Genomic DNA, 24,670 nt, shown 5'->3' with positions numbered 1-24,670 from the left:
CGAACCCACAACATCAGCTTGGAAGGCTGAGGTTTTGCCATTAAACTACACCCGCTTATTCAATTAAGGTATTTGATGCGGCCGAGAGGATTTGAACCTCCACGGGAATACTCCCACTAGGCCCTCAACCTAGCGCGTCTGCCGTTCCGCCACGGCCGCTTAGCAAAACGGTTTTTTCTTTCTTCTCTATTAAGTAACGTATACTATTGTAATATACATTTAACATTTTGTCAATAACTTTTTAAATCAAATTTAATGAAGTTAATGTTTCCTTAACGGAAGTAGTTATTAATTTTTCAACGTTTATTATCTTATAACATATAAGTACTAACGTCAATATAAAACAAAAACTAAAATGAGTAAAATCACAATCTTACCTATTGTAATTTCCATATATTGTTAATATACTCATTTAATTCTTTCGTTAGTAGCATTTTAAGTGTCTTTTACATACAAAATGAGCCTTAACTTAATGTTAAGACTCAAACGTTCACCTTGATAATCTAATTTTCTACTTGAATTAATTTCCCTCTACATTTGCCACAGACCATTTTATTTGTATTTACTTTCCTTATTCTTAGAAACTCAACTTCACATTTTTTACATTTGTAAATATAATTCGCTCTTTCTTCATAATTTTCTAAAGGTGTACAAAATCTTGGTGCTCCTGTCTGTTTGCTTAAACATTTAAAATCTGAGTCTTTATGTTTATAACCTTTACCCTGAATGTGTAAGTGATAGTGACATAATTCATGTTTTATAATATCTATAATTGCAGATTCTCCATATTTTATAAATTGCTTTTCATTTATTTCTATATTATGTGAATTTAATAGATAGCGTCCACCAGTAGTTTTTAACCTATGATTAAAATATGCTTTATGTTCAAATCTTCGGTCAAAATACGTTGCTGATATTTCTTCTGTTAAATGTTGTAAATCATTATTATCCATTTGGATCTATCATTGTCAACGATACTTTTCCTTTTTTCTCATCAATATCTAAAATCCACACGTCTACAATATCCCCCACACTTACAATATCCATTGGGTTTTTAACAAATTTCTTAGATAATTTGGATACATGTACTAAACCATCTTGTTTTACACCTATGTCTACAAACGCTCCAAAGTCCACGACATTTCTTACAGTTCCATGAAGTTTCATATTTTTAGATAAATCTTCAATAGAAAGTACATCAGATTTTAATATCGGTGTTTCAAATTCATCCCTAGGGTCTCTATTTGGTGCAATTAATGACTTTATTATATCTTCTAATGTTGGTTGTCCGACATTAAGCTTTTCTGCAGTTAATTCAATATTCACATGATTTAACGCTAACTTAAGTTGTTCTGAACCCAGATCATTTGAGGTCATCTCAATCTCTTTTAACAGTTGATAAGTAACATCATAACTCTCAGGGTGAATTGATGTATTGTCTAATGGTTCTTTACCATCCACTATTCTCATAAAACCAATGCTTTGCTCAAATGTTTTTGCGCCTAATCGTTTTACTTTAGCGATATCTTTATTATGAGTTATTGCACCATTTTCTTCTCTATAATCTATTATATTTTGGGCAATCGTTGGCGTCAGCCCAGAAACATATTGTAGTAATGAACGAGAAGCAGTATTAACATCAACACCTACTTGGTTAACTGCCGTTTCAACTACAAATGTTAACGCACCTTCCAAAGCTTTTTGATTTACATCGTGTTGATACTGTCCAACGCCAATAGATTTTGGATCTATTTTAACAAGTTCACTTAGTGGATCTTGTACTCTTCTACCTATTGAAACTGCACTTCGTTCTTCAACCTGGAATTCAGGAAACTCACTTCTTGCTACTTCTGATGCAGAATACACTGATGCACCTGCTTCATTTACAATAATAAACTGTACATCTAACTTATGCTTTTGAATCATTGTTGCAACAAATTGTTCTGTTTCTCTGCTAGCTGTCCCATTGCCTATAGCGATTAATTCAACATCATACGATTGGACAAATTGGATAAATGTTTTTTCAGCATCCTCTTTTTTATTAACTGGTGGATGTGGGTACATAACACCTTTAGCAACAAAAGTTCCAAATGGATTGATTACTGCAAGTTTACACCCTGTTCTAAAAGCTGGATCTACGCCTAATATTTGCTTACCTTTCATTGGAGGCTGTAACAATAGATTTCTTAAATTTTCACTAAACACGTCTATGGCATGATTTTCAGCCTTCTCAGTTAAATCTCCTCTTAGTTCTCTTTCAATAGAAGGCATGATTAAACGTTTCAAACTATCTTTTATAGCATCTTCAATTATATAGGTACCTTCATGCTTATCATTTATTTCATTTTTGCAAATAAAATTTTCAATGCCTTGCGTATCCATTTCCACTTTTACGCTTAGTACTTTTTCTTTCTCTCCACGATTAACAGCTAATACACGATGGTTCGCAATCTTTTTGACTGGTTCAGCATAATCATAATACATCGAGAATATTTCTTTCTCATCTTCAGCATGCTTTTTCTTTTGAGTCACAATATTAGCGTGTTGAAATGTGTCTTTTAAAATCTTGCTTCTATATTTAGGCTCATCAGACACTAACTCTGCAATGATATCTTGTGCGCCTTTTATTGCATCTTCTACACTTGGAACCTCTTCTGTAATAAATTGCTGCGCTTTTGATTCAATTGACATATCTATCGTTGATTGTTTTAACCATTGTGCGAATGGTTCTAATCCTTTTCTTTTTGCTTCTGTAGCTCTTGTTTTCTTTTTCTGCTTAAATGGTCTATATAAATCTTCAACACGTTGAAGTTTAGTCTGCTTCAAGATATCTTTTTTTAGATCTGTCGTTAATAAACCTTGCTCTTCTATATTATGTATAACTTCTTCTTTTCTTTTTTGTAGATTAACCATATATTGATATTCATCATCAATTTGTTTAATTTCAACTTCATCCAAACCACCAGTTTGTTCTTTTCTATAACGCGCAATAAAAGGTACAGTGTTTTTATCTTCCAATAATGCTAACACTGCATTAATTTGTTTAGTCGTAAAATTATATTTATCTCTTATAGATTGTATTAAATTACTATCCATAGAATCCTCCACTCACAATTATGTATTTATTCTTATCTATCTTATACATTTTAACATATTTGGTTAATACATTATTTTAAATATATAACTACAAATGAAAAAAGGCAGTACTCTATATTTAGAGACCCTGCCTTTTGATTTTAATCATTATTTATTCGCCGCTTCTTGAAGTTTTTTTATCGCGGTTCTTTGTAACCTTGAAACATGCATTTGGCTCAGACCAATTCTTTCTCCTGTTTCTTTTTGGCTCAAACCTTCGATAAAAGTGCATTGAATAATTTGTCTTTCTCTTTCAGTTAAAATAGGTAATATTTTTTCTAATATCATCCTTTTTTCTGTTAAATCATAATTATCATCTTGTTGCCCCATTATATCTAATAATGTGACTGTAGAACCATCTTTATCTGCTTCAATAGAATGATCAACACTTAACGCATTATAGCTTTGACCCATTTCCATTGCTTCTAATACATCTTCTTCATTTACTTCAAGTCTGTCAGCAATTTCTGCAATAGAAGGTGAGCGTTCAAGTTCATTTGTTAATTCATCTGTTACTTTCTTGATACGTGGTCCGATTTCTTTAATTCTTCTAGGTACATGGACACTCCATGTTTTATCACGTAAATAACGTTTTATCTCACCAATTACAGTTGGTACTAAAAAGGCTTCGAACTTTCTATCAAAGGATAAGTCGAACCGGTTAATTGCACCGATTAAACCAACCATACCGACCTGAACGAGGTCTTCATGATGAGATTGACCTTTAGAATATTTATATGCCAACGATTCGATTAACTTTCTATAGTGCTTTACAAGTTTATCTTGAGCATCAGAATTTTCATTGTTTTGGTGCTCTGTAATCCATTGGTTAATTTGTTCAGGTGATACATCATTAACTGATTTCGACTCTCTCGCCATTATTTCGCACCTGCTCTTTTTTAATATACTTTATCATGCTGATTGTTACTCCTGATTTTTTATCAACCGTAACTTCATCCATTAATGATTCAATTAAAAACAGACCTAAACCTCCTTCTCTTAAGAAATCGATATTTTCATTTTCTTTATAAGGTCCTAATTGTGCTTTGGTTTCTTCATAATCAAAACTTTCTCCTTGATCAGAAATTACAATTTTTATCTTGTCATCAAAAATTTCAAAACAAAGGTTTATCATCCCTACATCATTTGGGTCATCTTTATACGCATGTTTCACTGCATTAGTAACTGCTTCACTAACTGCAATTTTAGCATCTTCTATATCATCATACGAAGCACCTGCACGTGAAAACACACCCGATAAGGTCAATCGTATTAAACTTACATATTCTGCTGAGGCTGGCAAACGCATTTCAATATAATCCTGTTTATGTTGCATGTTATTCGACCTCCGTTCCTTCATTAACATGCATCAAATCTTTTAATCCTGTAATATCAAATAGTCGATTTATCCGATCTGAAACACCTAGAATATATAATTCCTTATCATTCTGGTTTAGCGCTTTTAACGTGCCTACAAATAAACCTAGACCAGTTGAATCCATATAACTAACATTTTCTAAGTTTACATATATATCATGTGTTCCTTCTTGTCTCATTGGAACTAAGACTTCTTCTAACTCAGGAACTGTATAAACATCCAGTTCCCCGCCAACTTTCACCTCATAATGAGTATCATGAGTCACAGTTTCAATATTAAGGTTCATAACATTACACTCCTAATTATAGTCTCATTAATAACTTTTATACCCTTAAAGTTAAATTTTAAATCTAAAACATCAAAAACTAATTCACTCTTTTTATTATTAATATTGTTAGGTCATCTCTTTTTTCTGGATTCTGTATCTTTAAAATCGCCTCATATAAAAGCTGTACTATATCCTGAGGATGCATGTGCTTATATTTGTGAATCATATCTAACAGATGATGTTTGTCTAAAAAGTCTCCAGCTTCATTTCTAACTTCTGTCACTCCATCAGTAAATATAATGACTAAGTCATCTAAATAGATTGGAATTTCTTGCTGTTTATAGCGTGTTTGTTGACTCACACCTAAGACTCGTCCGCGTACAGTAATTTCTTCAAATGCTTCTGTTTCGGCACGATATACGTAACCCGGTTCATGCCCCGCTGAACTACAATATAATAAGTGATTCAGTTCTTCATATAGTCCATAAAACATAGTTACAAACATATTTTGGTTAACATTTTTTTCTACCACACGATTCAACCTTTTCAGACCATCGCTTGGTAACTGAGAATGTCCATATGAGTCCATACCAAACTTTATCATACTCATAGCCAATGCAGCTGGGATACCTTTCCCAATGACATCTGCCACTGCGAAACTCATCGTTCCATCTTTATGATCAATAAGATTAAAGTAATCACCACTTACTTTTTGGGCTGCAACAGAAATCACACCGATTTGTATACTGTCAAATTGAGGTATATCTGTTTTCAACATAGTCTGTTGTAAACGTGATGCCAAATCAATCTCTTTATCATGATATTGTAAGCGATCCACTAATTGTTTATAATCCCTGTAGCTATAGCCAAACCCTTTAACAATTTCTTTTAATACATTAAATGTTTTTAAAATTTGGGATTCGTCTAAACTCTGACACTTTATGTACTCTTTATGTATTTGCACTATATCTTCAGGTAATAAATCCTTTTTTATCACCTCTTCAGTAAAACGCTTACACTCGTTTAATAATCCTGTTGAATCATTAGTATATAAGCTCTTATCAATTAGCGCTTTATATTGATTTTTGAATTCTTCCACGCGGTATATCCTCCTCAAAATGCAAATATAAATCGCATACATTGGATGTAACATATATATGTTCTTTATGTATGTTTTTAACGGGGTATTTATAGTGTTAACTATTGCTTTAATCTGTCTATCAGTTAAATTATTATTTGGCATAGTCTTAACTTTAATATTTAAAAAAGCTTTAGGATACCCTAAAGCTTCTCACTTAGACATCTTTTGCAAAGGTATCCAACCACTATAATAAAACTCAAAATTCAGCAAACTTAATTAACTCAACAATTAAATGGTTGTTACATGTTATAGCAAATCGATGCCTGTCATTTACTATTATATTTACTTATTAAGTAACCCCTTGAAAATTAGGATTTATGGTTCCTAATATTATGTAATCCTAAACTTATATCAATAGCAATGTTAACTTCTTTCATTTTTTTCTCAGAAAGATATGTTAATTTTTCCTTTAGCCTATTTTTATCTAAAGTCCTGATTTGTTCTAACAATATAACAGAATCTTTATCAAGTTTATATTTACTTTTTTCTATTTCTACATGTGTAGGTATTTTAGCTTTATTAATCCTACCAGTAATTGCGGCTACAATTACTGTAGGACTATATTTATTCCCAGTATCGTTTTGTATTATAACGACGGGTCTAATTCCCCCTTGTTCAGACCCTTGCACTGGTGATAAATCAGCTAAATAAACGTCTCCTCTTCTCATCATTCATTATTATTCTTGGAGCTAATGTAAACTTCATTGCAATCACAAGCTTCACATTCAAATGGAAAGGCTTCTGCTGCAAGGGAGAGATTTAAGTCAGCCATTTGAGAATAGCCTTCTTTTAATAGTTGTTCAATACTATGATTTCTACTTTGATTAAAACTTGCCATGAATAAAGACCTCCAGGTGACTAAAATAGAATATATCGAGATTTGTTGTTAGATATATAATAACAAATTTTACACACAGTGACTATACTATTTTAGCAATTCATTTCGAATTTCTAAGCCTTTAGTCTCATGGTAAATCCTTGGTAATCTCCTACTTAACCTACATAAAACTTCGTAATTGATTGTTTTTTGTTGGTGTGCCAACGCTTCAGCAGATTGTGGATTATCACTATGGTGGTCCATAATAATGACTTTATCTCCTGTTTGTATATCTTCAGGAACTTTTATAATTATCTGATCCATACATACTTTTCCAATGACTTCACATTGAATGCCATTCACATTAACGCTAAAACCTTTCATCATTCTCGGAAAACCATCTGCATATCCCACTGGAATAATACCTATCCTTGTTGGTTCATCAGCTGTATATACACTACCATAGCTTACTGATTCTCCCGATTGTAGTATTTTTGTTTGAACAATCTCACTAATCCACTGCGCACTAGGTTTTAAATGTACTTTAACATTCGTTTTGACATATTGAGATGGATAATAACCATATAATGAGATGCCAACTCTAACTGCATTACAAAACTGTGTATCTTTCATTAATGCCCCTGCTGAATTTTGAGAATGTATATAATTCGGTTTATCAGCTTGATTAACTATTTCTTCAAATAAAGATTGTTGCTGATTCATTGATTCACCAGCCTCATCTGCACATGCAAAATGTGTGAATACGCCTTCAAAAATCAAATGTTCTTGTGATTGGATAAGCGATATAACTTCTTTGTACTCATCAACGTCTTTCATACCTAATCTACCCATACCAGTGTCTAATTTAATATGTAACCAAATATCTTTTTCATTTGTTTCTGGAATTTCTTGCATTGCATCAGTTAACCACGCCTTTGAAGGTACTGTAATTGCAACACGATGTTGAATGGCTTTACTAATATTATATGAAGGTATTACACCTAATACGAGTATTTTGGCATCTATACCATGCATTCGTAACTCAATAGCTTCATCAAGCGTCGCCACTGCAAAAAACTCCGCACCATTTTCCATAAGTTGTCTAGCAATTGGTACACTTCCTAAACCATAGCCATTTGCTTTAACTACTGGCATAATTGTTTTATTTGGATGTAATTTTTGAAAGACTTGAAAATTAGAAACAATGGCATTTAAATCCACATTCAAGTATGACGATCTATAGTACTTATCAGACATTAAATTTATACCTCCTATATGCTTATATGATATACATGTTTTTACATTAAATTAATTTTATAACACTCACGTTACGATAGCCAAATCAAACATACTGTAAATCCTAAAAAACTTAATCCGTTTCTAAAATAACTTGGCTCATCGCATAGTGCTCTGTGTGCGTAATACTGACATGCACGTTAAAGCCACTGTAATTAACACAAGGTTTGCCATTATCATCATTGAAGCAATCTATATCATTAAATGCGACCTTTTTACCAATACCTGTACCTAATGCTTTACTAAATGCTTCTTTACATGCAAAGCGTCCAGCTAGAAATTCTATTTTACGTTGTTCATTTTGGAAACTGTTAAATTTATATTGTTCATTCGCAGATAAGATACGTCCCACAAGTTTATCTTGCTTTTGATAAAGTTTCTTTATTCTATCAATCTCAATTAAATCAACACCAATACCGTGTATCATAGCGCTTCTCCTCATTTTTATATAACTTTTTTCTCTTACTCATAAATTCATAATTATTATTTAGTCTGACTGGTTTTTATCGTTATTAACGGATTTAATTTGTTGTTTCAAATTTGTCGCGGTTGTTTTATTGATAAATTTAATATTTATATTACCACCGGCAGTTGATAAGGTTAGATTTGCTAGTTTGTATTTTCTCATTAAAATCCCTTCATGTGTATCTACATTTTGTATTCTAAATAATGGAACTTTCATTACTGATACAAACCACAAACCATTTCTAACTGTAACGACGTGATCATCTATACTATATCTAAAAATTTTATATCTATAGATAGGAATGAATATCGCATTTAAAATTAAGTATATAAACGCTATACTTACTCCAATAATCAAACTCCATTTCATTTGTTCTTTATCAATCCATTCCAGCCATACACGGTTGACCACGCTAAACATAGTTAATACTATTAAAAAAATCACAACAGTAATAATTGCAGAGAGACGCATGACAGTTTTTCCTGATTCATGCATATTATTATAGTTCTCCATCGTTTTCACCTCTCAAATACCAATTCCTAAGCATTTGTACGTGCTGCTGCGGATTAAAGTCAAGTCCTATCGCTTCATTCCCTGCAGCCTTTGCAATAATAAAATTAAAATTACCTAAATTACTTTTAATAAGAAACGGATTGCGCCTTATCTCCATTCCCAATATTTTATTATGCTTAAAATATGAGTTTCTAAATCCAAATAAAGTTACATTACGTACTACGAGTTCATCATTTCGTACTTTTAAGCCGGAATACTTAACAATAAGATAACTATGTATGATTAATAAAAGTATTATTATACCAGCGATTAAAAAGACCCATGGCAACCAAAAATAATTTATAATAGCAGCAACAATGATAAGGACAATCGACTCTCTCCAAAAGTGTCTATGGAATCCACGCCAAGGCATACCTTTTTCCGGATTTTCAAATGACATATTAGGGATTAAATCTTTAATAATTGCATAGCCTTTATCCCGTTTAATAAATGGGAGAATCATAACATTGCCATCTAACGACACATCATCTTTATCATTACCGTTCATATCACTAGTAATTACAAAATGAATCGATGTATAGCCAAATAATTTTCTGAAAAAGGATTGTTTTTCAACAATTGCTTGTACTCTATCAGTAGGAACAGTAATACTTTTCACATTAAAAAGACCATATTTAATATTTAACTGATTATCGCTTTGTGTCACAGTGTAATTAAAATTACGTATAATGACGATAAGCGTTCCTACTATATAACTAATTGCCACGACCATTGCAACCATCATAAGCACTATGACGAAAATTGCCTGTGATATTTGTGCAAATTCATCTGTTAACCAACCCCAAGGAATTACATTCGACAAACCGCCAATAATTGGTGATACCGCAGCAAACGCAACACCTATAGCCCCGCTAGTTAGTGCCATAAATAGCAATTCTTTAAAATTCAACTTATATAAATGTAAAGACTGATTAGCTACTTCAGTTTTATATTCATCTTCTATTGAAAATTCTCTCTCACTTTCTATTTCTTCACTACCATTGATTAATTCTTTTTGTTTATCTCTCAAAGCTTGTTGTATCGTTTCACTTTGTGATTTTGAAACTGTATCTAGGTCAACACCGTCACTAGGTGTTTTGATTTGCAATTTCACACCACCAACTAATTGATTAATGATACCTTGTGATGTATCTAGCGTTTGAATACGACGGATATTTAACTCTTTTCTTTCTTTTGTAAATATACCTGTCGCTAAAACAAAATGATCATTCTCTATCCAATAACGCGTATTATAAACTTTTAGGACTTGGGTTATAAAAGAAATAATAAAAAACAAACTTACTATACCCGGAAAGATATAAGCATAAATATTAGTGAAATCAAAGTCTCTAATATTAAAAACCAAAAATATAATGATTAAAAAGATATTTTGTTTAATTGCTTCAATGATACCTGTTAAATATGAAATAGGATGCAGTTTTTGTGGTTTATACATCAAAATCAGCCCCTTTCAAATAACTGAGCGTCATAGATTCAAAAGCTTTTGAATCTTTACTCGATATTAACGGGAAACTCACGTTATGGCCCGCTGTAACTAAAGATACTTTAGCCAAGCCTAGCTTCTTTAAAATCGGATTATTTTTTCGTTCAGTAAATTGAGTTCTCTCAAGTTTCACCATTTTTTGTGTTTTAAAAAAGAAATCGAATTTAATTTCTATATAATTTTCCATAACACGAAAATAAGTATACCGATATGTAATCCAAGGTTTTAAGGCAGCATATATAATATCAAATAAAATAAATGCACAAATTAAATAGATTGTAAAATGCCACCAATCGAAATGACTCCATAAAAATATTAAGCCAATTGCTATAATCATATTAACTATAAATGATAGTCCTTCACTTATATAATAGTAAGTTAATGCTTGACTAGGACTTTTCTTAAATAGTTGTTCGCTCGACATATACACACTCCTCCATTGAGTTTTCAACTCATTATAACATATGGTTATTACAAGCTTCACTCCCCTTATGCCGTAAATATATATTAAACTGTCTTTCAATAATAACGTATAATTTATGTTTACATACAAAAAAATCACCCCAACTAAATGGGATGATTAAACCTAAATTTCATATATGATAAATTATTTTTTATTTTTTATGGTCAGCAAATGTGCGACCTTTCATTGATGATTTCTTATTGTTGTTTCTATCAGAAGACGGTCTATCATTTTTCTTCTTGTTGTTGAATCCGCCTTTACCTGAACGACGGTTTTTGTTATCGAATTTGCCACCGCCACGTTTGTGATTTCCACCACCACGTTTTGGTCCACCTTTACCTTGACGACCTTTACCACGAGATAATGGTTTTTCAAATGTTAATTGAACATCAACATCATCATTAGATTCAACTAACTCTTGTAATAATGCAGCGACTAAATTCACGTCATTATATTCTTCAATTAATTCAGTAGCAATACGTTGTAATCTAGGTTCACTGTCTCTAGACATCCAGTTTTGAACTTTACCTTTAATGTCATTTTCACGAGCTTTAAGCACTTCTTTGCGATGAGGTGGTCTTAAAGCTGTCATTTGACGTTTATTTGCTTGTTCAATTTGACGAATATAATCCATTTCAATTGGGTTAACAAATGTAATCGCTACACCTTTTTTACCGGCACGACCAGTACGTCCAATTCTGTGTGTATAACTTTCAGTATCTTGAGGGATATCGAAGTTATAAACATGGCTTACACCTGAAATGTCTAATCCTCTTGCTGCAACATCTGTCGCAACTAAAATGTCTAATTGATCATTCTTGAATTTTTTCAACACTTCTAAACGTTTTGCTTGTGTGATATCACCATGTAAACCTTCAGCTTTGTATCCTTTTGAAATTAACGCGCTTGTTAACTCATCAACACGACGTTTTGTACGACCGAATACGATAGCTAATTCTGGTTGGTGTACATCTAAAAAGCTTGTAAATGTATCGAATTTTTCTAATTCTTTTACAATAGTATAAAATTCTTCGATTTGTGGATCAGATGTTTCGTTGTTCATTGTTTTAACAATGACAGGTGACTTCATGAATTGTTGTACTAATGTTTGGATTGCTTTAGGCATAGTTGCTGAGAACAACATAGTTTGACGTTGTTCAGCAGGTATTTTATCCATGATAAATTTCATGTCATCGATGAAGCCCATGTTCATCATTTCATCCGCTTCATCTAAAATTAACGTATGAATATCAGTTGTTTTTAATGTACGACGGTTTAAGTGATCAATCACTCGACCTGGTGTACCTACTACGATTTGTGGTCCTTTTTTAAGTGCTTTGATTTGACGGTCAATTGGCATACCACCAAATACTGTAACTACTTGTACATTTTGTCCTTTAGAAAACGATTTAAGCGATTCAGCAACTTGCATTGCTAATTCTCTTGTTGGTGCAAGGATTAATGATTGAACGCCTTCTTGGTCAGCCACTTTTTCAATTAATGGAATACCAAATGCACCTGTTTTACCTGTACCAGTCTGTGCTTGACCAAGAACATCTTTGCCTTCTAAGGCAAGAGGGATACTCTCTTTTTGTATAGGAGTGGCCTCATTGAACCCCATGGATTGTAGGGTTTCTGCCATCTTATCTGAGATCCCTAATTCTTTAAAATTTTGCAATATAATTCTCCTTTATTTATCTGTATTTCTATACATATATGTTCACTTAAGTTTCTTCAACTTCTTTATAGTACCACCTCAAGTATATAATCGCAATAAACCAAATTTGATTAAATAAGCTATATCATATGTATTGAATGTCACTGTACTCACGGTAAACCTTGTAAAACATAGGTTGTAAGCGTTTAAATTTATTTTCCAACATGAGTTTTAACTTCTGAAAATTTTTTGTTAATTTATTTATTCAGTTAATTGTCAGATTATTATACTTTGAAAGTGCAACTACCTTTTAGTTCAAATATATTTATTTAAACTTTTTTACATTCTTAGAATATTATAATAAATTCCTATAATAATTGTTAAGCATGCATGATTTGACTTAAACGTGTGAAAGCGATTTTTGTTTGTACGTTGGTCTCAAACAGCAATATACAATACCCTCATGTATCAACAGCACAAATAAGACCGAGACATTTTATGCCTCGGTCTTATTTATTTAGATATATCGCATATATGCTGATGGAACACTTGATAGTATAATTAACCGTCATAATTATAACTACTATTTAATATTAACTAGCTTAAATTAATGCTTCTACGACTTCTTCTAATTTCATGCCTCTGGAACCTTTTACTAAAACCTTATCTTCTGGTTGTACATATGTCTTTATAGTTTCAATCAACTTTTGCTTATTCTCAAAGTGCTCCATATGGTTTACATACTGTTTACCTACATTACTTATATATTGGGACTCCTCACCAAATGTGAATAATGTATCTATGTCCTTACCATTTAAATATTTTCCAACCTGTTCATGCATGATTTGACTATTAGGCCCTAACTCCAACACATCGCCTAATACAAGTATTTTCCTACCGTTCATCACTGCCAAAGTATCTATAGCTGCCTTCATACTAGTAGGACTTGCATTATAGGCATCATTGATTACTAACGAATTATCTGAAGTGTGATATTGTTGCATTCTCATACCGGTCAATTGAACTTCACGTAAGTTATTAAAAATTGTGTCGTAACTCAACTTCATTCTCTTGCCTACTGCAATTGCGATCGTAGCATTTTTCATATTATGTTCACCTAATATTGGAAGCTCAAATCGCTCTTCTTCGTTAATAGTAAATGCAATACCATCATTATTAATCGACTCAATTTGACTCACAAGTGAATTAGTTGAATGTTTACCTATACTAACTAAATCTACATTAGTTAATTGATTTACGTAAGGTTTTAATAACGGTTCGTCACCATCATAGATAAACAAACCTCCTGGTTTTAGACCTACTGTAATTTCAGATTTAGCTTTCGCAATACCTTCTCTAGAACCTAAATCTTGCATATGTGACTCACCAATATTAGTTATTACAGCAATATCAGGTTCTGCTAAATTTGATAAAAATTCAATTTCGTGAAAACCTGACATACCCATTTCAAGAATTGATATTTCAGTATCTATATCCAATTCTAAAATGGTTAATGGCATACCAATTTCATTATTATAATTGCCTTGTGTCTTTTTAACTTTAAATTGTGGTTTAAGTACACTTTCAATCATATCTTTAGTAGTAGTCTTACCATTTGATCCTGTAACTGCAATAACTTGAGGATTGACAAACTCTAAATAAGCTTTCGCAAGTTGTTGTAGCGCTGTCAATGTATCATCGACCCATATTATCGGTCCTTCAACATTTTCATCTAAAAGCGTACCTTTTTGATAAAATGAGGCGCCTGCACCATCTCTTAAAGCTTGTGCTACATATTGATGACCGTCAACGTGTTCACCTTTAAACGGAATAAATAAATTTTGGCTTTTAATATCGCGTGAATCAATAGAAACACCTTGTATACCTTGATCCATATACTCATTACCAATTTCACAAGGAATCCATTCTTGAATTTGTTCTAATGTTACCTCAATCATAATTTATCCGCCTCAATCAATTTTGTATTTATTTTGTTTTTTATCATTGTGTTTTTCCTTAGCTAATTCAATTAATTTCTTAATTAACTCTGCATAAGATACACCCATATTTTCCCAAAGACTAGGATACATACTAAACGCAGTAAAACCTGGCATAGCATTAGTCTCATTTATAAAAATTTGATTATCTTCAGTAACAAAGAAATCGGCACGTAATAAACCAGAACAATCCGTTGCTTTAAATGCTTCGACAGCCATATTTCTTAAAGTCATTTGAACTTCTTCATCTAAATCAGCTGGAATTTCTAATCTAATCTTTCCATCTTTGTATTTTGATTTGTAATCATAGAACGCAACGTCCTTCACGACCTCTCCAGGCCAAGTAGTTTCAGGATAATCATTACCCAATACAGCAACTTCAATTTCTCTAGCATCAATACCTTGTTCAATAACTAACTTACGGTCAAACTGAAATGCTTCTTCAATACCAACTTTTAATTCTTCTTCATTATTACATTTACTAATTCCTACACTTGATCCTAAGTTAGCTGGTTTAACAAACACTGGATATTCTAATTTATCATGTACCAATTTTAAGATATTACCTTCATATTTATGATACTCGCTTCTTAAAAAACTCACATATGGCAATTGAGGTAAGCCTCTGTGTGCAAAAAGTTGTTTCATTACTAATTTATCCATTGAGCTTGAGGCAGCTAAAACGCCATTCCCTACATATGGTATATCCAACACTTCAAACAAACCTTGGATTGTACCATCTTCACCATTTGGCCCATGTAATACAGGGAAAACTGCACTATAAGGATTGCCAGTACTACCTACGTTAAGCAACTGGGAAATTTCTCCCGCTTCAACTTCTGTTAAACGCAAAGTGTCTATATCATTTATAGTGTCTACGATATTTTCTTTCTTTTTCCATGCACCATCATTTGTTATGTAAATAATGTCTACTTGATATTGTGCTTTATCAATAGCGTTCAAAACATTTTGTGCTGTTAATATTGAAACATCGTGTTCTGCACTTTTTCCTCCGTATACGATACATACATTTTCTTTAGCCATATTTTAGCCTCCATATACAATTCTTAAACTATATCATATCACGATTTAATAATTTTTTGCATTTGTTTAGTAGTATAAAAAGCATTTATTTTTCAAAGATATCTCGAGTATATTTTTAAAGTTTTACAGTAACACAATAATTATAATTTTCTAAATATAGCACCCTCATTCTAGCAAAATATGCTAAAGTTCGGTAAAATCTATATATAATACAAATCTAGAGAAATCTAAGTAGTTTAAAGGGGTAAGAAATGAGAATTTCACGTCAATTAAAAAATAACCATTGGATACGGCGGATTGACTGGGTTTTAATAGGTATCCTCGTATTATTAGCAATAATTAGTGTCACGATTATTAATTCAGCTATGGGTGGTGGCCAATATAGTGCCAACTTTAGCATAAGACAGATTTTATATTACGTGTTGGGTGGTTTGATCGCATGTTTAATCATGCTCGTGTCACCTAAGAAATTAATGAAATATACATACTTGTTGTATTTTTTACTTTGTGCAGCCTTATTTATACTCATTATTATTCCAGAAACACCTATCACACCTATTATTAATGGAGCTAAAAGTTGGTATAAATTTGGGCCAATTAGTGTGCAACCTTCAGAATTTATGAAAATTGTACTGATACTAGCACTTGCAAAATTAGTTTCTAGACATAATCAATTTACCTTTAACAAATCCTTAGAAACTGATTTTAAACTATTATTAAAAATTGCAGGCATTTCAGTTATCCCAATGGGCCTTATATTATTACAAAATGATTTAGGGACTATGTTGGTACTTTGTGCAATTATAGTAGGAGTTATTGTCGTAAGCGGTATTTCTTGGAAGATATTAGCACCTGTATTTATTGCAGGCATCGTCTTAGCATCAAGCATTATTCTTTCAATCATTTACAAGCCTTCACTAATTGAAAATAGTTTTGGTATCAAGACTTATCAAATGGGGCGTATTAATTCTTGGCTTGATCCTTACACATATAGTAGTGGTGATGGTTATCATTTAACTGAATCACTTAAAGCCATTGGATCAGGACAACTATTTGGTAAAGGGTTTAATCATGGTGAAGTTTATATTCCAGAAAATCATACAGACTTTATATTTTCTGTGATCGGTGAAGAATTTGGATTTATCGGTTCTGTTATCTTAATATTAGTTTTCTTAGCCTTTATATTCCATTTAGTTAGACTTGCTACGAAATTCGAATTACCCTTCAGTAAATTATTTATTATTGGATATGCAACGCTTGTTTTATTCCATGTATTACAAAATATTGGCATGACTATCCAGCTATTACCAATAACAGGTATACCATTACCATTTATCAGTTATGGTGGTAGTTCATTATGGAGTTTAATGTGCGGAATCGGTGTTATATTATCGTTTACTTATCACCAACCAAAACAATATTCAACAACAACGCAATTAACTAGATCAAAGAATTAGGTTTTATTAATGTTGTCGTTATACAATGCTATGTCTACATATAAATGTACAACTTAGAATCACTAAACATAGCGATACTAAATTAAAGATGTTGAACCCCTAAAAGTTAGACAAAAATCTAACTTTTAGGGGTTCTTTTTATGAAAAAATATTATAAATATCGATTATGAACATTTTTGTATCAATCCTATTTCATATAGTAAAAATAAAAAAAGCGACTAGAACCATTGGCTCCAATCACTTCATTGGGTAACTTGACTATTTCAATTCGTTAGCGGTTTTCACAGTAGTTGGTAGAGTATGCATAACTTCTAATCGTGATTTGGTTTTCTTTATGTTTACCCCTAATGATGATAATAGTTTAACTACGTTTTGAATTTTTTCGTTATCTTTATTCATATCATCACCCCTATATCTCTAGCTTCTACTATATCTTACCCTTTTTGAATGAAAAATACCACATTATATTAAATTTTTTTAAATTACTTCAAAAAAACAGTAATTTTTATTGTAAAATTCCATTTAAATTTTAGTTTTTATGCTGCTATTTTACATTTTATAACGATGCCATGGGTATTTAAACTCAAATTGTAATATAATTCACTTTATTAGTTTATTAAAATATTTGATATCCTAAATCATAAATTTCTTTTTCTAAATTATTTAAACTCGCTGGTGTTTCAAATTTAATAAGTATTTCTCCTTTATCGCTATCTATAGCAACATTGTGTACACCTATAACATTCATTAATTGTTGTTGTATTTGATATTGTTGTTGTTCTGAATTAATACCTGAGACATGAATTACTTTTGATTGCACTTTTGTCACCTTACCTAATACTTCATTAATTTTTGAAAAGTTACTAGCAATTCTTCCATCGCTTCCTCTTGTTGGCCTTTTTCCACTTTATCCATGATGCAACTTTTCATATGATGATCCAATAACTTAGTTGCTACACTATTTAGCGCAGAACGTGTCGCTCTAATTTGAGTAAGTACGTCATCACAATAAACATCTTCATCTATCATACGGTTAATTGCTCGTACTTGTCCTTCAATTCTATTTAGTCTTGATTTCAAATTTGATTTTATTTGGTCTGAATGATGTGCTTTTTGTATTTCTGTCACTTTCTCAACACCTCCTACTTATATCATTCATATCGTATACCCCAGATAGGTATTAGTCAAGTGATAAAACAGTTTGAACATGTTACAATAGTTAAGACTTTCACTAGTTAAAAATTAATTAATTGTATTTTGGAGGTTTAATATGATAGATATATTTTCAATGTCACTCAATTATACCAATGTAGTGATTAATATTATTTTGATTACTGCGTTTATATTAAACCTTATCTTTGCGTTTACAATTATTTTTATGGAACGAAGATCAGCTGGTTCAGTGTGGGCTTGGCTCTTAGTCCTTGTGTTAATACCCATCTTAGGTTTTATTATTTACCTATTTATTGGAAGACAAATCCAGCGTGATCACATCTTCTCATTGGATGAAGATGATAAAATCGGTATTGAAATGATTGTAAGTGAACAACTAGAAGCCTTAAAGAATGATGACTTTTCTAAAGGCAATCATCAAATCGTGAAGTTTAAAGATATGGTTCAAATGTTGTTATATAATAATGCTGCTTTCTTAACAACAGATAATGAAATCAAAATTTTTACTGATGGCAAAGAAAAATTTGATTCGCTTCTTAAAGATATAGATGAAGCAACTGACTATATCCATATTCAATATTATATTTTTAGAAATGATTCACTTGGAGAACGTATCTTGAACGCCCTAGAGCAAAAGCTTGAACAAGGGATTGAAGTTAAAATGCTTTATGATGATATGGGTTCTAGAGGTCTTTCACTGAAAGATTTTAAATCTTTCAGAAAAAATGGTGGCCAAGTAGAAGCGTTCTTCCCTTCTAAATTGCCACTTATCAATCTTAGAATGAATAATCGAAACCATAGAAAGATTGTTATCATTGATGGTCACATTGGTTATGTGGGTGGTTTTAACGTTGGTGAAGAATATTTAGGCAAGAAGAAAAAATTTGGTTATTGGAGAGACACACACTTACGTATTGTAGGTGATGCTGTCAACGCCTTACAATTACGTTTCATGCTAGATTGGAACTCGCAAGCTACACGTGATAACCTCAAATATGCTGATCGATATTTCCCAGATGTAGACTCAGGAGGTACCATAGGTGTACAAATAGCATCCAGTGGTCCAGATGAAACCTGGGAACAAATTAAGTATGGTTATTTAAAAATGATTGCTTCAGCAAAACAATCTATTAATATTCAATCTCCTTACTTTATTCCAGATCAGTCATTTTTAGATGCAATAAAAATTGCAGCTCTTGGTGGTGTTGATGTAAGTATTATGATTCCAAATAAACCTGATCACCCATTTGTATATTGGGCGACATATAATAACGTTGCTTCCTTATTAGATGCTGGTGTAAATATATTCCATTATGATAATGGATTCTTACATTCAAAAACATTAGTGATTGATGATGAAGTTGCAAGTGTAGGTACTACTAATATGGACCATCGGAGCTTTACATTAAACTTTGAAATAAATGCCTTTATTTATGATACACATATAGCTAAAGAATTAAGATTAGCTTTCGAAAAAGACTTGGAAGTATCCTATAGATTAACTAAAGAGATTTATAAACAGCGAAGCTTATGGATTAAATTTAAAGAAGGTATTTCTAGATTATTATCCCCAATATTATAGTATGTTACGAGGTCTAAGATAAAGTTTGTGATATTAAACTACTTAGACCTTTATTTTATAAGTAACATTTATTCATCAATATCAATATACAACTTTAGAGGTGATTTTATTTTGAATCATACAGACATACTTAATCAGGCAAATGAATACATGACTCAGTTTCATAAACATGATGCAACAGGACATGACATTGCTCACGTTAATCGTGTTGTTAAAATGGCAACATACATCTCAGAACAAGAACAAGTAGGTGATTTGTTAACAATCCAACTAGCAAGCTTGTTACATGACACAGTTGATACAAAACTTACAAACACTCACAAAGCATTACAATACTTAAAAGATTTTCTAACAAACTTACAATTAGCTCCCGAACAACTTCAACATATCTTATACATCATTGAACATATCAGTTATAAAAATGGCCAAAATAACGATGTAACCTTATCTATCGAAGGTCAAATTGTAAGGGATGCTGATAGATTAGATGCAATTGGTGCAATTGGTATTGCTAGGACTTTTCAATTTTCCAGTCATTTTAAAGAACCAATGTGGTTAGAACATAATACTAAGAATATTAATGAAGTTGATGCCTCTTTTTATAGCGAATGGTCGCCCTCTGCTATTAGACATTTTTATGAAAAATTATTTAAACTTAAAGATTTAATGCACACAACGACTGCAAAACAAATCGCACAACAGCGTCATAAATACATGCAACAATTTGTTGAACAATTTTTTGATGAATGGTATTACTAGTCATCTACTTGAAATAATCAAAAAGAATCCCGAGCTGATTTAATTAATCAGTTCGGGATTCTTTTTATATCTAGAAATTTAATTCTTGGTGCTTATTTTATTTCTTTTTGTTTTTCTTAGATACTACTTGTGTGTTTTTACCTTTTCCAGTTGATTCTGCTTTATTTTTCTCCATTGCTTCAATCATTGGTGCCACTTCTTTTTTAGCAAGTTTTGAATAATACATATTTGCTACTTGCGTTTGTACGATCAAGAACGCCGCACTGACTGACCAATATAGACCTAACGCAGATGCAGAACTCAATGCAATCCACACAATCATTATAGGTGAAATGACCATCATCATATAACCCATTTGACGTTGTTCGTTTGGCATACTCTTACTTGAAACATATGCTTGTAAGAAGTATAAAATACCTGCAATAATTGTAATCCAAATATCTGGTTTTGCTAAGTTAAACCATAAGAAGTTAGGGTGTTCAGTGAAACCACCACTTGAAGGGTATTTTAATACGAAGAATAATCCCATAATAATCGGCATTTGGATTAAGATTGGTAAACAACCTAACATGCTCTTCATAGGGTTCATATCATATTTTTTATAAACTTCCATCATTTCTTGGTTTGCTGCCATCTTCTCTTCTTGCGTACGTGAACGTTTAACCTTTTCTTGAATAGCGTCAATATCTGGTTTGGCAATCTTCATTTTCTCACGCATCATGTGACTGTTTTTATAGTTTGATAACATGAATGGCAATAATACTACACGAATCGCCAATACAAGTACTATGATTGCTAAACCATAGTCGTTATTAAAACTAGTTCCTAACCAATGTATAACTTTATCCATTGGCTCTACGAACGTGTTATAGAAAAATCCATCTCTATTTCCAGGTTTTGAATAGTCACAGCCTGCTAAAAAGACCATTACACCTAATAATAAAGGGAGTAGCGCTTTCTTCTTCATTTTTCCACCTCTAATGATATATTCACATAGAATTTATTTTATCATATTAGGAGGGAAGTAGAAAACAAAAAAAGAAATTTTTATACTTTAATCAACATTTTGTAAAAATTGTCTCACTGTGTTACTTATATTATCACTTTTACTAATTGCAGAAATGATGGATACACCATCTGCTCCAGCTTGTATTATTTCTTTGGTATTATCAACAGTAATTCCACCTATTGCAACGATTGGAAAATCCTCAATATAACTTCTTAACTTAGGTATCATTTCAGGACCTACTGGTAAGTTTGCATCCTTTTTAGAATTAGTGGCATACATGGGACCAACACCGATATAATCAACATCAGTTAAATCAGATTGTTGGTATTCATTAACATCACTAATGCTTAAACCAATAATTTTATTTTTAAATTTTTGTGCAAACGCCGTAACTTTCATATCATTTTGCCCTACATGAATTCCATCAGCGTTTATATTTTCAGCTAATGTTACATCGTCATTTACAATAAAAGGTACATTATAAGCGTGACATAGTTCTAATAATTGTTGTGCCGTCTCCACTTTATCATTCCCAGTTAAGGCGCCATTACCCTTTTCTCTATATTGAAACATAGTGATACCCGACTCTAAGGCTAATTTTACAACTTCTTTTATCGATTTTGATTCAGGTATATCTTGAGTGCCACATATAAAATAAACTTTCAAACTCGCTTTATCGAACATCATTACACCTCTTGTCTGTTACTCAATTTTAAATAGTCATCATATTTAATATGATAAAGTGCATTCAGTAATTCAATCATAAATGAACCAGGACCGTTACTTTTTGAATTTTGTTCAGCATGTTCTGAAGCTATATTATAAATGGAAATAGCTTCTATCAACATTTCCGCAGTCACTTTTTGATCTTTATTTAAAAAACTAGCTATAACTGCACCTAATAGACATCCTGCACCTGTTACTTTTGCAAGTAATGGTGACCCATTAGATAATTTATAAATTCTATTATCCTGAACCACAATATCTGTTTCTCCTGTGATGGCTATAGCTGTATCAAATTGATAATATGCATTTTTAGCAATAGTAATCGCATCTAAATCTTGGTCACTATCTGTTCCTTTCATTGTTGTGTCCGCATCCATCAATGCTAATACTTCTGATGCATTACCTTTGATTACGGCAACATCAATTTCTTTCAAGAAAGTCGCACAAAAATCTTTTCTATATTGAGACGCGCCTACCGCTACGGGATCAAAAACAATAGGTGTCCCTATTTGATTTGCCGTTTTAGCAATCTTTAAAATATCTACTTCTCTTGATTTCGTCAGTGTACCAATATTTATTAGTAGTGCATTTGCATAAGTAAGCATATCAAACGCTTCTTCCGGTGCTTCGCTCATAGCTGGACTCGCACCTAAACTTAATAAGCCATTGGCTGTAAAATTCTTCACAACATCATTCGTATAACAAATAACTAACGGATTATTTTCTCTTAATAGATTCAAGCTACTCATCATCTAAACCTACTTTCTTCATATATGCAAAATGGTTCACAGGTCCTCTACCCTGACCAATTTCAGGTGTGTATTTTATACTTAATGAAATAAAGGATTTGGCTTTTTTTACCGCTTCATAAATTGATTTACCTTTGGCTAATTCCGCAGTGATTACCGCTGAAAATGTACATCCAGTACCATGTGTATGTTTCGTTTCATAACGCGGCTCTTCAAAGGTATAAACATTATCCTTGGTGAATAAGTAGTCTTTAGCTATATCTAAATCTTCTGCATGCCCACCTTTAATCACAACACCTTTACTACCAATTTCATTTATAAAAATTTCACCGGCTTTATAAATAGACGCTTCATCATTTATAGTCATTCCAGTGATTTCTTCTGCTTCAGGTAAATTTGGTGTTGCGACTGTAGCTAAAGGTAATAAAATATTTTGCAAATCCTTTTTAGCATCATCATCCATCAATGAATCTCCACTTTTTGCCAGCATAACTGGATCTATAACATATGGTATATCAGGATACGATACTAAATACGCTTGAATAACTTTCATCATATCTTTTGATGCAATCATCCCTGTTTTAATTGCATGTGGTAACTCATCATCAAAAACACTGCTAAGTTGTTCAGATAACCATTGCGTTTCTAAATTATGTATATGTTGTACGCCTTTCGTATTTTGAGCTACAATACTTGTTATCGTGGCCATCCCATACACGCCGCAAGCATGAAAAGATTTTAAATCTGCCATAACACCAGCGCCACCAGTTGGGTCAGTACCTGCAATCGTTAAAGCAATTTTTGGTTTTTTCATTCTATTCCCCTCCATATAACCAATCTTCTTCGATATATGACATATTAAAGAAATTACGTTCATGAATCGTACTTTGTAAAAAACACATTTTTATTTCATGCTTTTCATCCACAGTACAGGCTTCAGTTAGTTTATTCAATAATTTATCAAATACATCGACCAATTCATCCATTTCAGTGCTATAAAAATCGAACCATTTTGCTAATATCGAATCTCTATTTAATTGATTATCTTCTAAAGCACGTTGAGCAATCGCTTGGTAAACATATGGACAAGGTGCCATAGCAGCAATCGTATATGCTGCATTTTCCTTTGCATACGCATTAAAATACATGTGCTTAATATAATGATCACCACTTGGTGGCCATACTTTTTCACTTACAATATCATCATAATTTTCTCCAACATATTCAGCTAATATTTCATGTGCTTCCACTTCACCATCAACAATAAACTGAATTTGTTCCACTAAAAACTTCACGTCTTCTAATTTATTCATTTTTGGAATAAGCAATGCATATATATTAGCAAATTCTTTTAAATACGATGCGTCGGCACGTAAATAAAATTTGGTTGCATCACTAGGTAAATTACCGTGCAACATCCCTTGAATAAATGGATCCTCATAAATATCATTGATGATATATTGTGACTCTTTTTTTAACATTTCTGAAAATAACAAG

The 24,670-nt window shown here is 32.0% G+C and carries 27 protein-coding genes and 1 tRNA gene; 3 read left to right on the top strand and 25 right to left on the bottom strand.

Annotated elements, in window-relative coordinates; all coding sequences use genetic code 11:
• Positions 1–76: 76 nt before the first annotated feature.
• From D9V42_RS12000 to D9V42_RS11920, 17 genes are all read right to left on the bottom strand, one after another.
• Positions 77–159: transfer RNA gene (locus D9V42_RS12000), tRNA-Leu, on the bottom strand.
• Positions 160–503: 344 nt separating this feature from the next.
• Positions 504–953 carry a SprT family protein gene (locus D9V42_RS11995; RefSeq protein WP_107556199.1) on the bottom strand — a complete coding sequence of 150 codons (450 nt, stop codon included), beginning with the start codon at positions 951–953 and terminating at the stop codon, positions 504–506.
• Complete coding sequence (locus tag D9V42_RS11990; RefSeq protein ID WP_107556200.1) at positions 946–3,096, bottom strand: Tex family protein; 2,151 nt, start codon at positions 3,094–3,096, stop codon at positions 946–948. The genes D9V42_RS11995 and D9V42_RS11990 overlap by 8 nt, the downstream gene beginning before the upstream one ends.
• 147 nt (positions 3,097–3,243) lie before the next feature.
• Positions 3,244–4,014, bottom strand: a complete 771-nt coding sequence (gene sigB / locus D9V42_RS11985; RefSeq protein ID WP_017722126.1) for an RNA polymerase sigma factor SigB — start codon at positions 4,012–4,014, stop codon at positions 3,244–3,246.
• Positions 3,989–4,471, bottom strand: coding sequence for an anti-sigma B factor RsbW (gene rsbW / locus D9V42_RS11980; RefSeq protein WP_017722125.1), 483 nt, complete (start codon positions 4,469–4,471; stop codon positions 3,989–3,991). Before rsbW ends, sigB begins: the two co-directional genes overlap by 26 nt.
• Position 4,472: 1 nt before the next feature.
• Positions 4,473–4,799, bottom strand: coding sequence for an anti-sigma factor antagonist (locus D9V42_RS11975; protein WP_029377954.1), 327 nt, complete (start codon positions 4,797–4,799; stop codon positions 4,473–4,475).
• Between the two features lie 79 nt (positions 4,800–4,878).
• Positions 4,879–5,880, bottom strand: a complete 1,002-nt coding sequence (locus tag D9V42_RS11970; protein ID WP_122065128.1) for a SpoIIE family protein phosphatase — start codon at positions 5,878–5,880, stop codon at positions 4,879–4,881.
• Positions 5,881–6,230: 350 nt separating this feature from the next.
• Positions 6,231–6,593 carry a type II toxin-antitoxin system PemK/MazF family toxin gene (locus tag D9V42_RS11965; protein ID WP_047172098.1) on the bottom strand — a complete coding sequence of 121 codons (363 nt, stop codon included), beginning with the start codon at positions 6,591–6,593 and terminating at the stop codon, positions 6,231–6,233.
• Positions 6,590–6,760: a type II toxin-antitoxin system antitoxin MazE gene (gene mazE / locus D9V42_RS11960; protein ID WP_017722121.1), complete on the bottom strand. Its 171-nt coding sequence runs from the start codon at positions 6,758–6,760 to the stop codon at positions 6,590–6,592. Before mazE ends, D9V42_RS11965 begins: the two co-directional genes overlap by 4 nt.
• 87 nt (positions 6,761–6,847) lie before the next feature.
• Positions 6,848–7,996, bottom strand: a complete 1,149-nt coding sequence (gene alr, locus D9V42_RS11955) for an alanine racemase (RefSeq protein WP_107556202.1) — start codon at positions 7,994–7,996, stop codon at positions 6,848–6,850.
• 112 nt (positions 7,997–8,108) lie between these two features.
• Positions 8,109–8,462 (bottom strand): holo-ACP synthase, encoded by a 354-nt coding sequence (gene acpS, locus D9V42_RS11950; RefSeq protein ID WP_107556203.1) that lies wholly within the window; start codon positions 8,460–8,462, stop codon positions 8,109–8,111.
• 60 nt (positions 8,463–8,522) lie between these two features.
• Positions 8,523–9,014 (bottom strand): PH domain-containing protein, encoded by a 492-nt coding sequence (locus D9V42_RS11945; protein WP_122065126.1) that lies wholly within the window; start codon positions 9,012–9,014, stop codon positions 8,523–8,525.
• Positions 9,001–10,509, bottom strand: a complete 1,509-nt coding sequence (locus D9V42_RS11940; RefSeq protein ID WP_122065124.1) for a PH domain-containing protein — start codon at positions 10,507–10,509, stop codon at positions 9,001–9,003. The genes D9V42_RS11945 and D9V42_RS11940 overlap by 14 nt, the downstream gene beginning before the upstream one ends.
• Positions 10,502–10,981 (bottom strand): PH domain-containing protein, encoded by a 480-nt coding sequence (locus D9V42_RS11935; protein WP_107555877.1) that lies wholly within the window; start codon positions 10,979–10,981, stop codon positions 10,502–10,504. Before D9V42_RS11935 ends, D9V42_RS11940 begins: the two co-directional genes overlap by 8 nt.
• A gap of 190 nt (positions 10,982–11,171) precedes the next feature.
• The gene (gene cshA / locus D9V42_RS11930) at positions 11,172–12,698 is read right to left on the bottom strand and encodes a degradosome RNA helicase CshA (protein ID WP_107555878.1); all 1,527 of its coding nucleotides are present in this window, start codon (positions 12,696–12,698) and stop codon (positions 11,172–11,174) included.
• A 581-nt stretch (positions 12,699–13,279) separates the two neighbouring features.
• Positions 13,280–14,635, bottom strand: coding sequence for a UDP-N-acetylmuramoyl-tripeptide--D-alanyl-D-alanine ligase (locus tag D9V42_RS11925; protein ID WP_122065122.1), 1,356 nt, complete (start codon positions 14,633–14,635; stop codon positions 13,280–13,282).
• A gap of 12 nt (positions 14,636–14,647) precedes the next feature.
• Positions 14,648–15,718, bottom strand: a complete 1,071-nt coding sequence (locus D9V42_RS11920; protein WP_107530627.1) for a D-alanine--D-alanine ligase — start codon at positions 15,716–15,718, stop codon at positions 14,648–14,650.
• A gap of 251 nt (positions 15,719–15,969) precedes the next feature.
• On the opposite strand from D9V42_RS11920, the gene D9V42_RS11915 reads away from it, so the two are divergent.
• On the top strand, positions 15,970–17,175 hold the full coding sequence (locus D9V42_RS11915) for an FtsW/RodA/SpoVE family cell cycle protein (RefSeq protein ID WP_107555880.1): 1,206 nt from the start codon (positions 15,970–15,972) through the stop codon (positions 17,173–17,175).
• A gap of 258 nt (positions 17,176–17,433) precedes the next feature.
• Here D9V42_RS11915 and D9V42_RS11910 read toward each other — a convergent pair whose 3' ends face one another.
• The 3 genes from D9V42_RS11910 to csoR form a co-directional block, all read right to left on the bottom strand.
• Positions 17,434–17,574 (bottom strand): Lmo0850 family protein, encoded by a 141-nt coding sequence (locus D9V42_RS11910; protein WP_017722111.1) that lies wholly within the window; start codon positions 17,572–17,574, stop codon positions 17,434–17,436.
• A gap of 217 nt (positions 17,575–17,791) precedes the next feature.
• Complete coding sequence (csoZ, locus tag D9V42_RS11905) at positions 17,792–18,004, bottom strand: putative copper chaperone CsoZ (protein WP_318755443.1); 213 nt, start codon at positions 18,002–18,004, stop codon at positions 17,792–17,794.
• A 5-nt stretch (positions 18,005–18,009) separates the two neighbouring features.
• Complete coding sequence (gene csoR / locus D9V42_RS11900; protein WP_122065120.1) at positions 18,010–18,303, bottom strand: copper-sensing transcriptional repressor CsoR; 294 nt, start codon at positions 18,301–18,303, stop codon at positions 18,010–18,012.
• Between the two features lie 142 nt (positions 18,304–18,445).
• Between csoR and cls the strand changes: the two genes are divergently transcribed.
• Together cls and D9V42_RS11890 are read left to right on the top strand one after the other, a co-directional pair.
• A complete protein-coding gene (gene cls / locus D9V42_RS11895; protein ID WP_122065118.1) occupies positions 18,446–19,930 on the top strand; it encodes a cardiolipin synthase in 1,485 nt (494 codons plus the stop codon).
• A gap of 111 nt (positions 19,931–20,041) precedes the next feature.
• Positions 20,042–20,689 (top strand): HD domain-containing protein, encoded by a 648-nt coding sequence (locus D9V42_RS11890; RefSeq protein ID WP_122065116.1) that lies wholly within the window; start codon positions 20,042–20,044, stop codon positions 20,687–20,689.
• 97 nt (positions 20,690–20,786) lie between these two features.
• Here the strand turns inward: D9V42_RS11890 and yidC are convergent, their stop codons facing one another.
• From yidC to tenA, 5 genes are all read right to left on the bottom strand, one after another.
• Positions 20,787–21,656 (bottom strand): membrane protein insertase YidC, encoded by an 870-nt coding sequence (yidC, locus tag D9V42_RS11885; protein ID WP_107555884.1) that lies wholly within the window; start codon positions 21,654–21,656, stop codon positions 20,787–20,789.
• Positions 21,657–21,743: 87 nt separating this feature from the next.
• Positions 21,744–22,382, bottom strand: coding sequence for a thiamine phosphate synthase (gene thiE, locus D9V42_RS11880; protein WP_122065114.1), 639 nt, complete (start codon positions 22,380–22,382; stop codon positions 21,744–21,746).
• 2 nt (positions 22,383–22,384) lie between these two features.
• Complete coding sequence (thiM, locus tag D9V42_RS11875; RefSeq protein WP_122065112.1) at positions 22,385–23,173, bottom strand: hydroxyethylthiazole kinase; 789 nt, start codon at positions 23,171–23,173, stop codon at positions 22,385–22,387.
• Positions 23,166–23,987: a bifunctional hydroxymethylpyrimidine kinase/phosphomethylpyrimidine kinase gene (thiD, locus tag D9V42_RS11870; RefSeq protein ID WP_107555887.1), complete on the bottom strand. Its 822-nt coding sequence runs from the start codon at positions 23,985–23,987 to the stop codon at positions 23,166–23,168. The genes thiM and thiD overlap by 8 nt, the downstream gene beginning before the upstream one ends.
• A gap of 1 nt (position 23,988) precedes the next feature.
• On the bottom strand, positions 23,989–24,669 hold the full coding sequence (gene tenA / locus D9V42_RS11865; protein ID WP_122065110.1) for a thiaminase II: 681 nt from the start codon (positions 24,667–24,669) through the stop codon (positions 23,989–23,991).
• Between the last annotated feature and the right edge of the window lies 1 nt (position 24,670).

This window comes from Staphylococcus pseudoxylosus (genome assembly GCF_003697915.1).
Taxonomy (GTDB): domain Bacteria; phylum Bacillota; class Bacilli; order Staphylococcales; family Staphylococcaceae; genus Staphylococcus; species Staphylococcus pseudoxylosus.
This window is presented reverse-complemented; position numbering and strand designations above follow the sequence as displayed.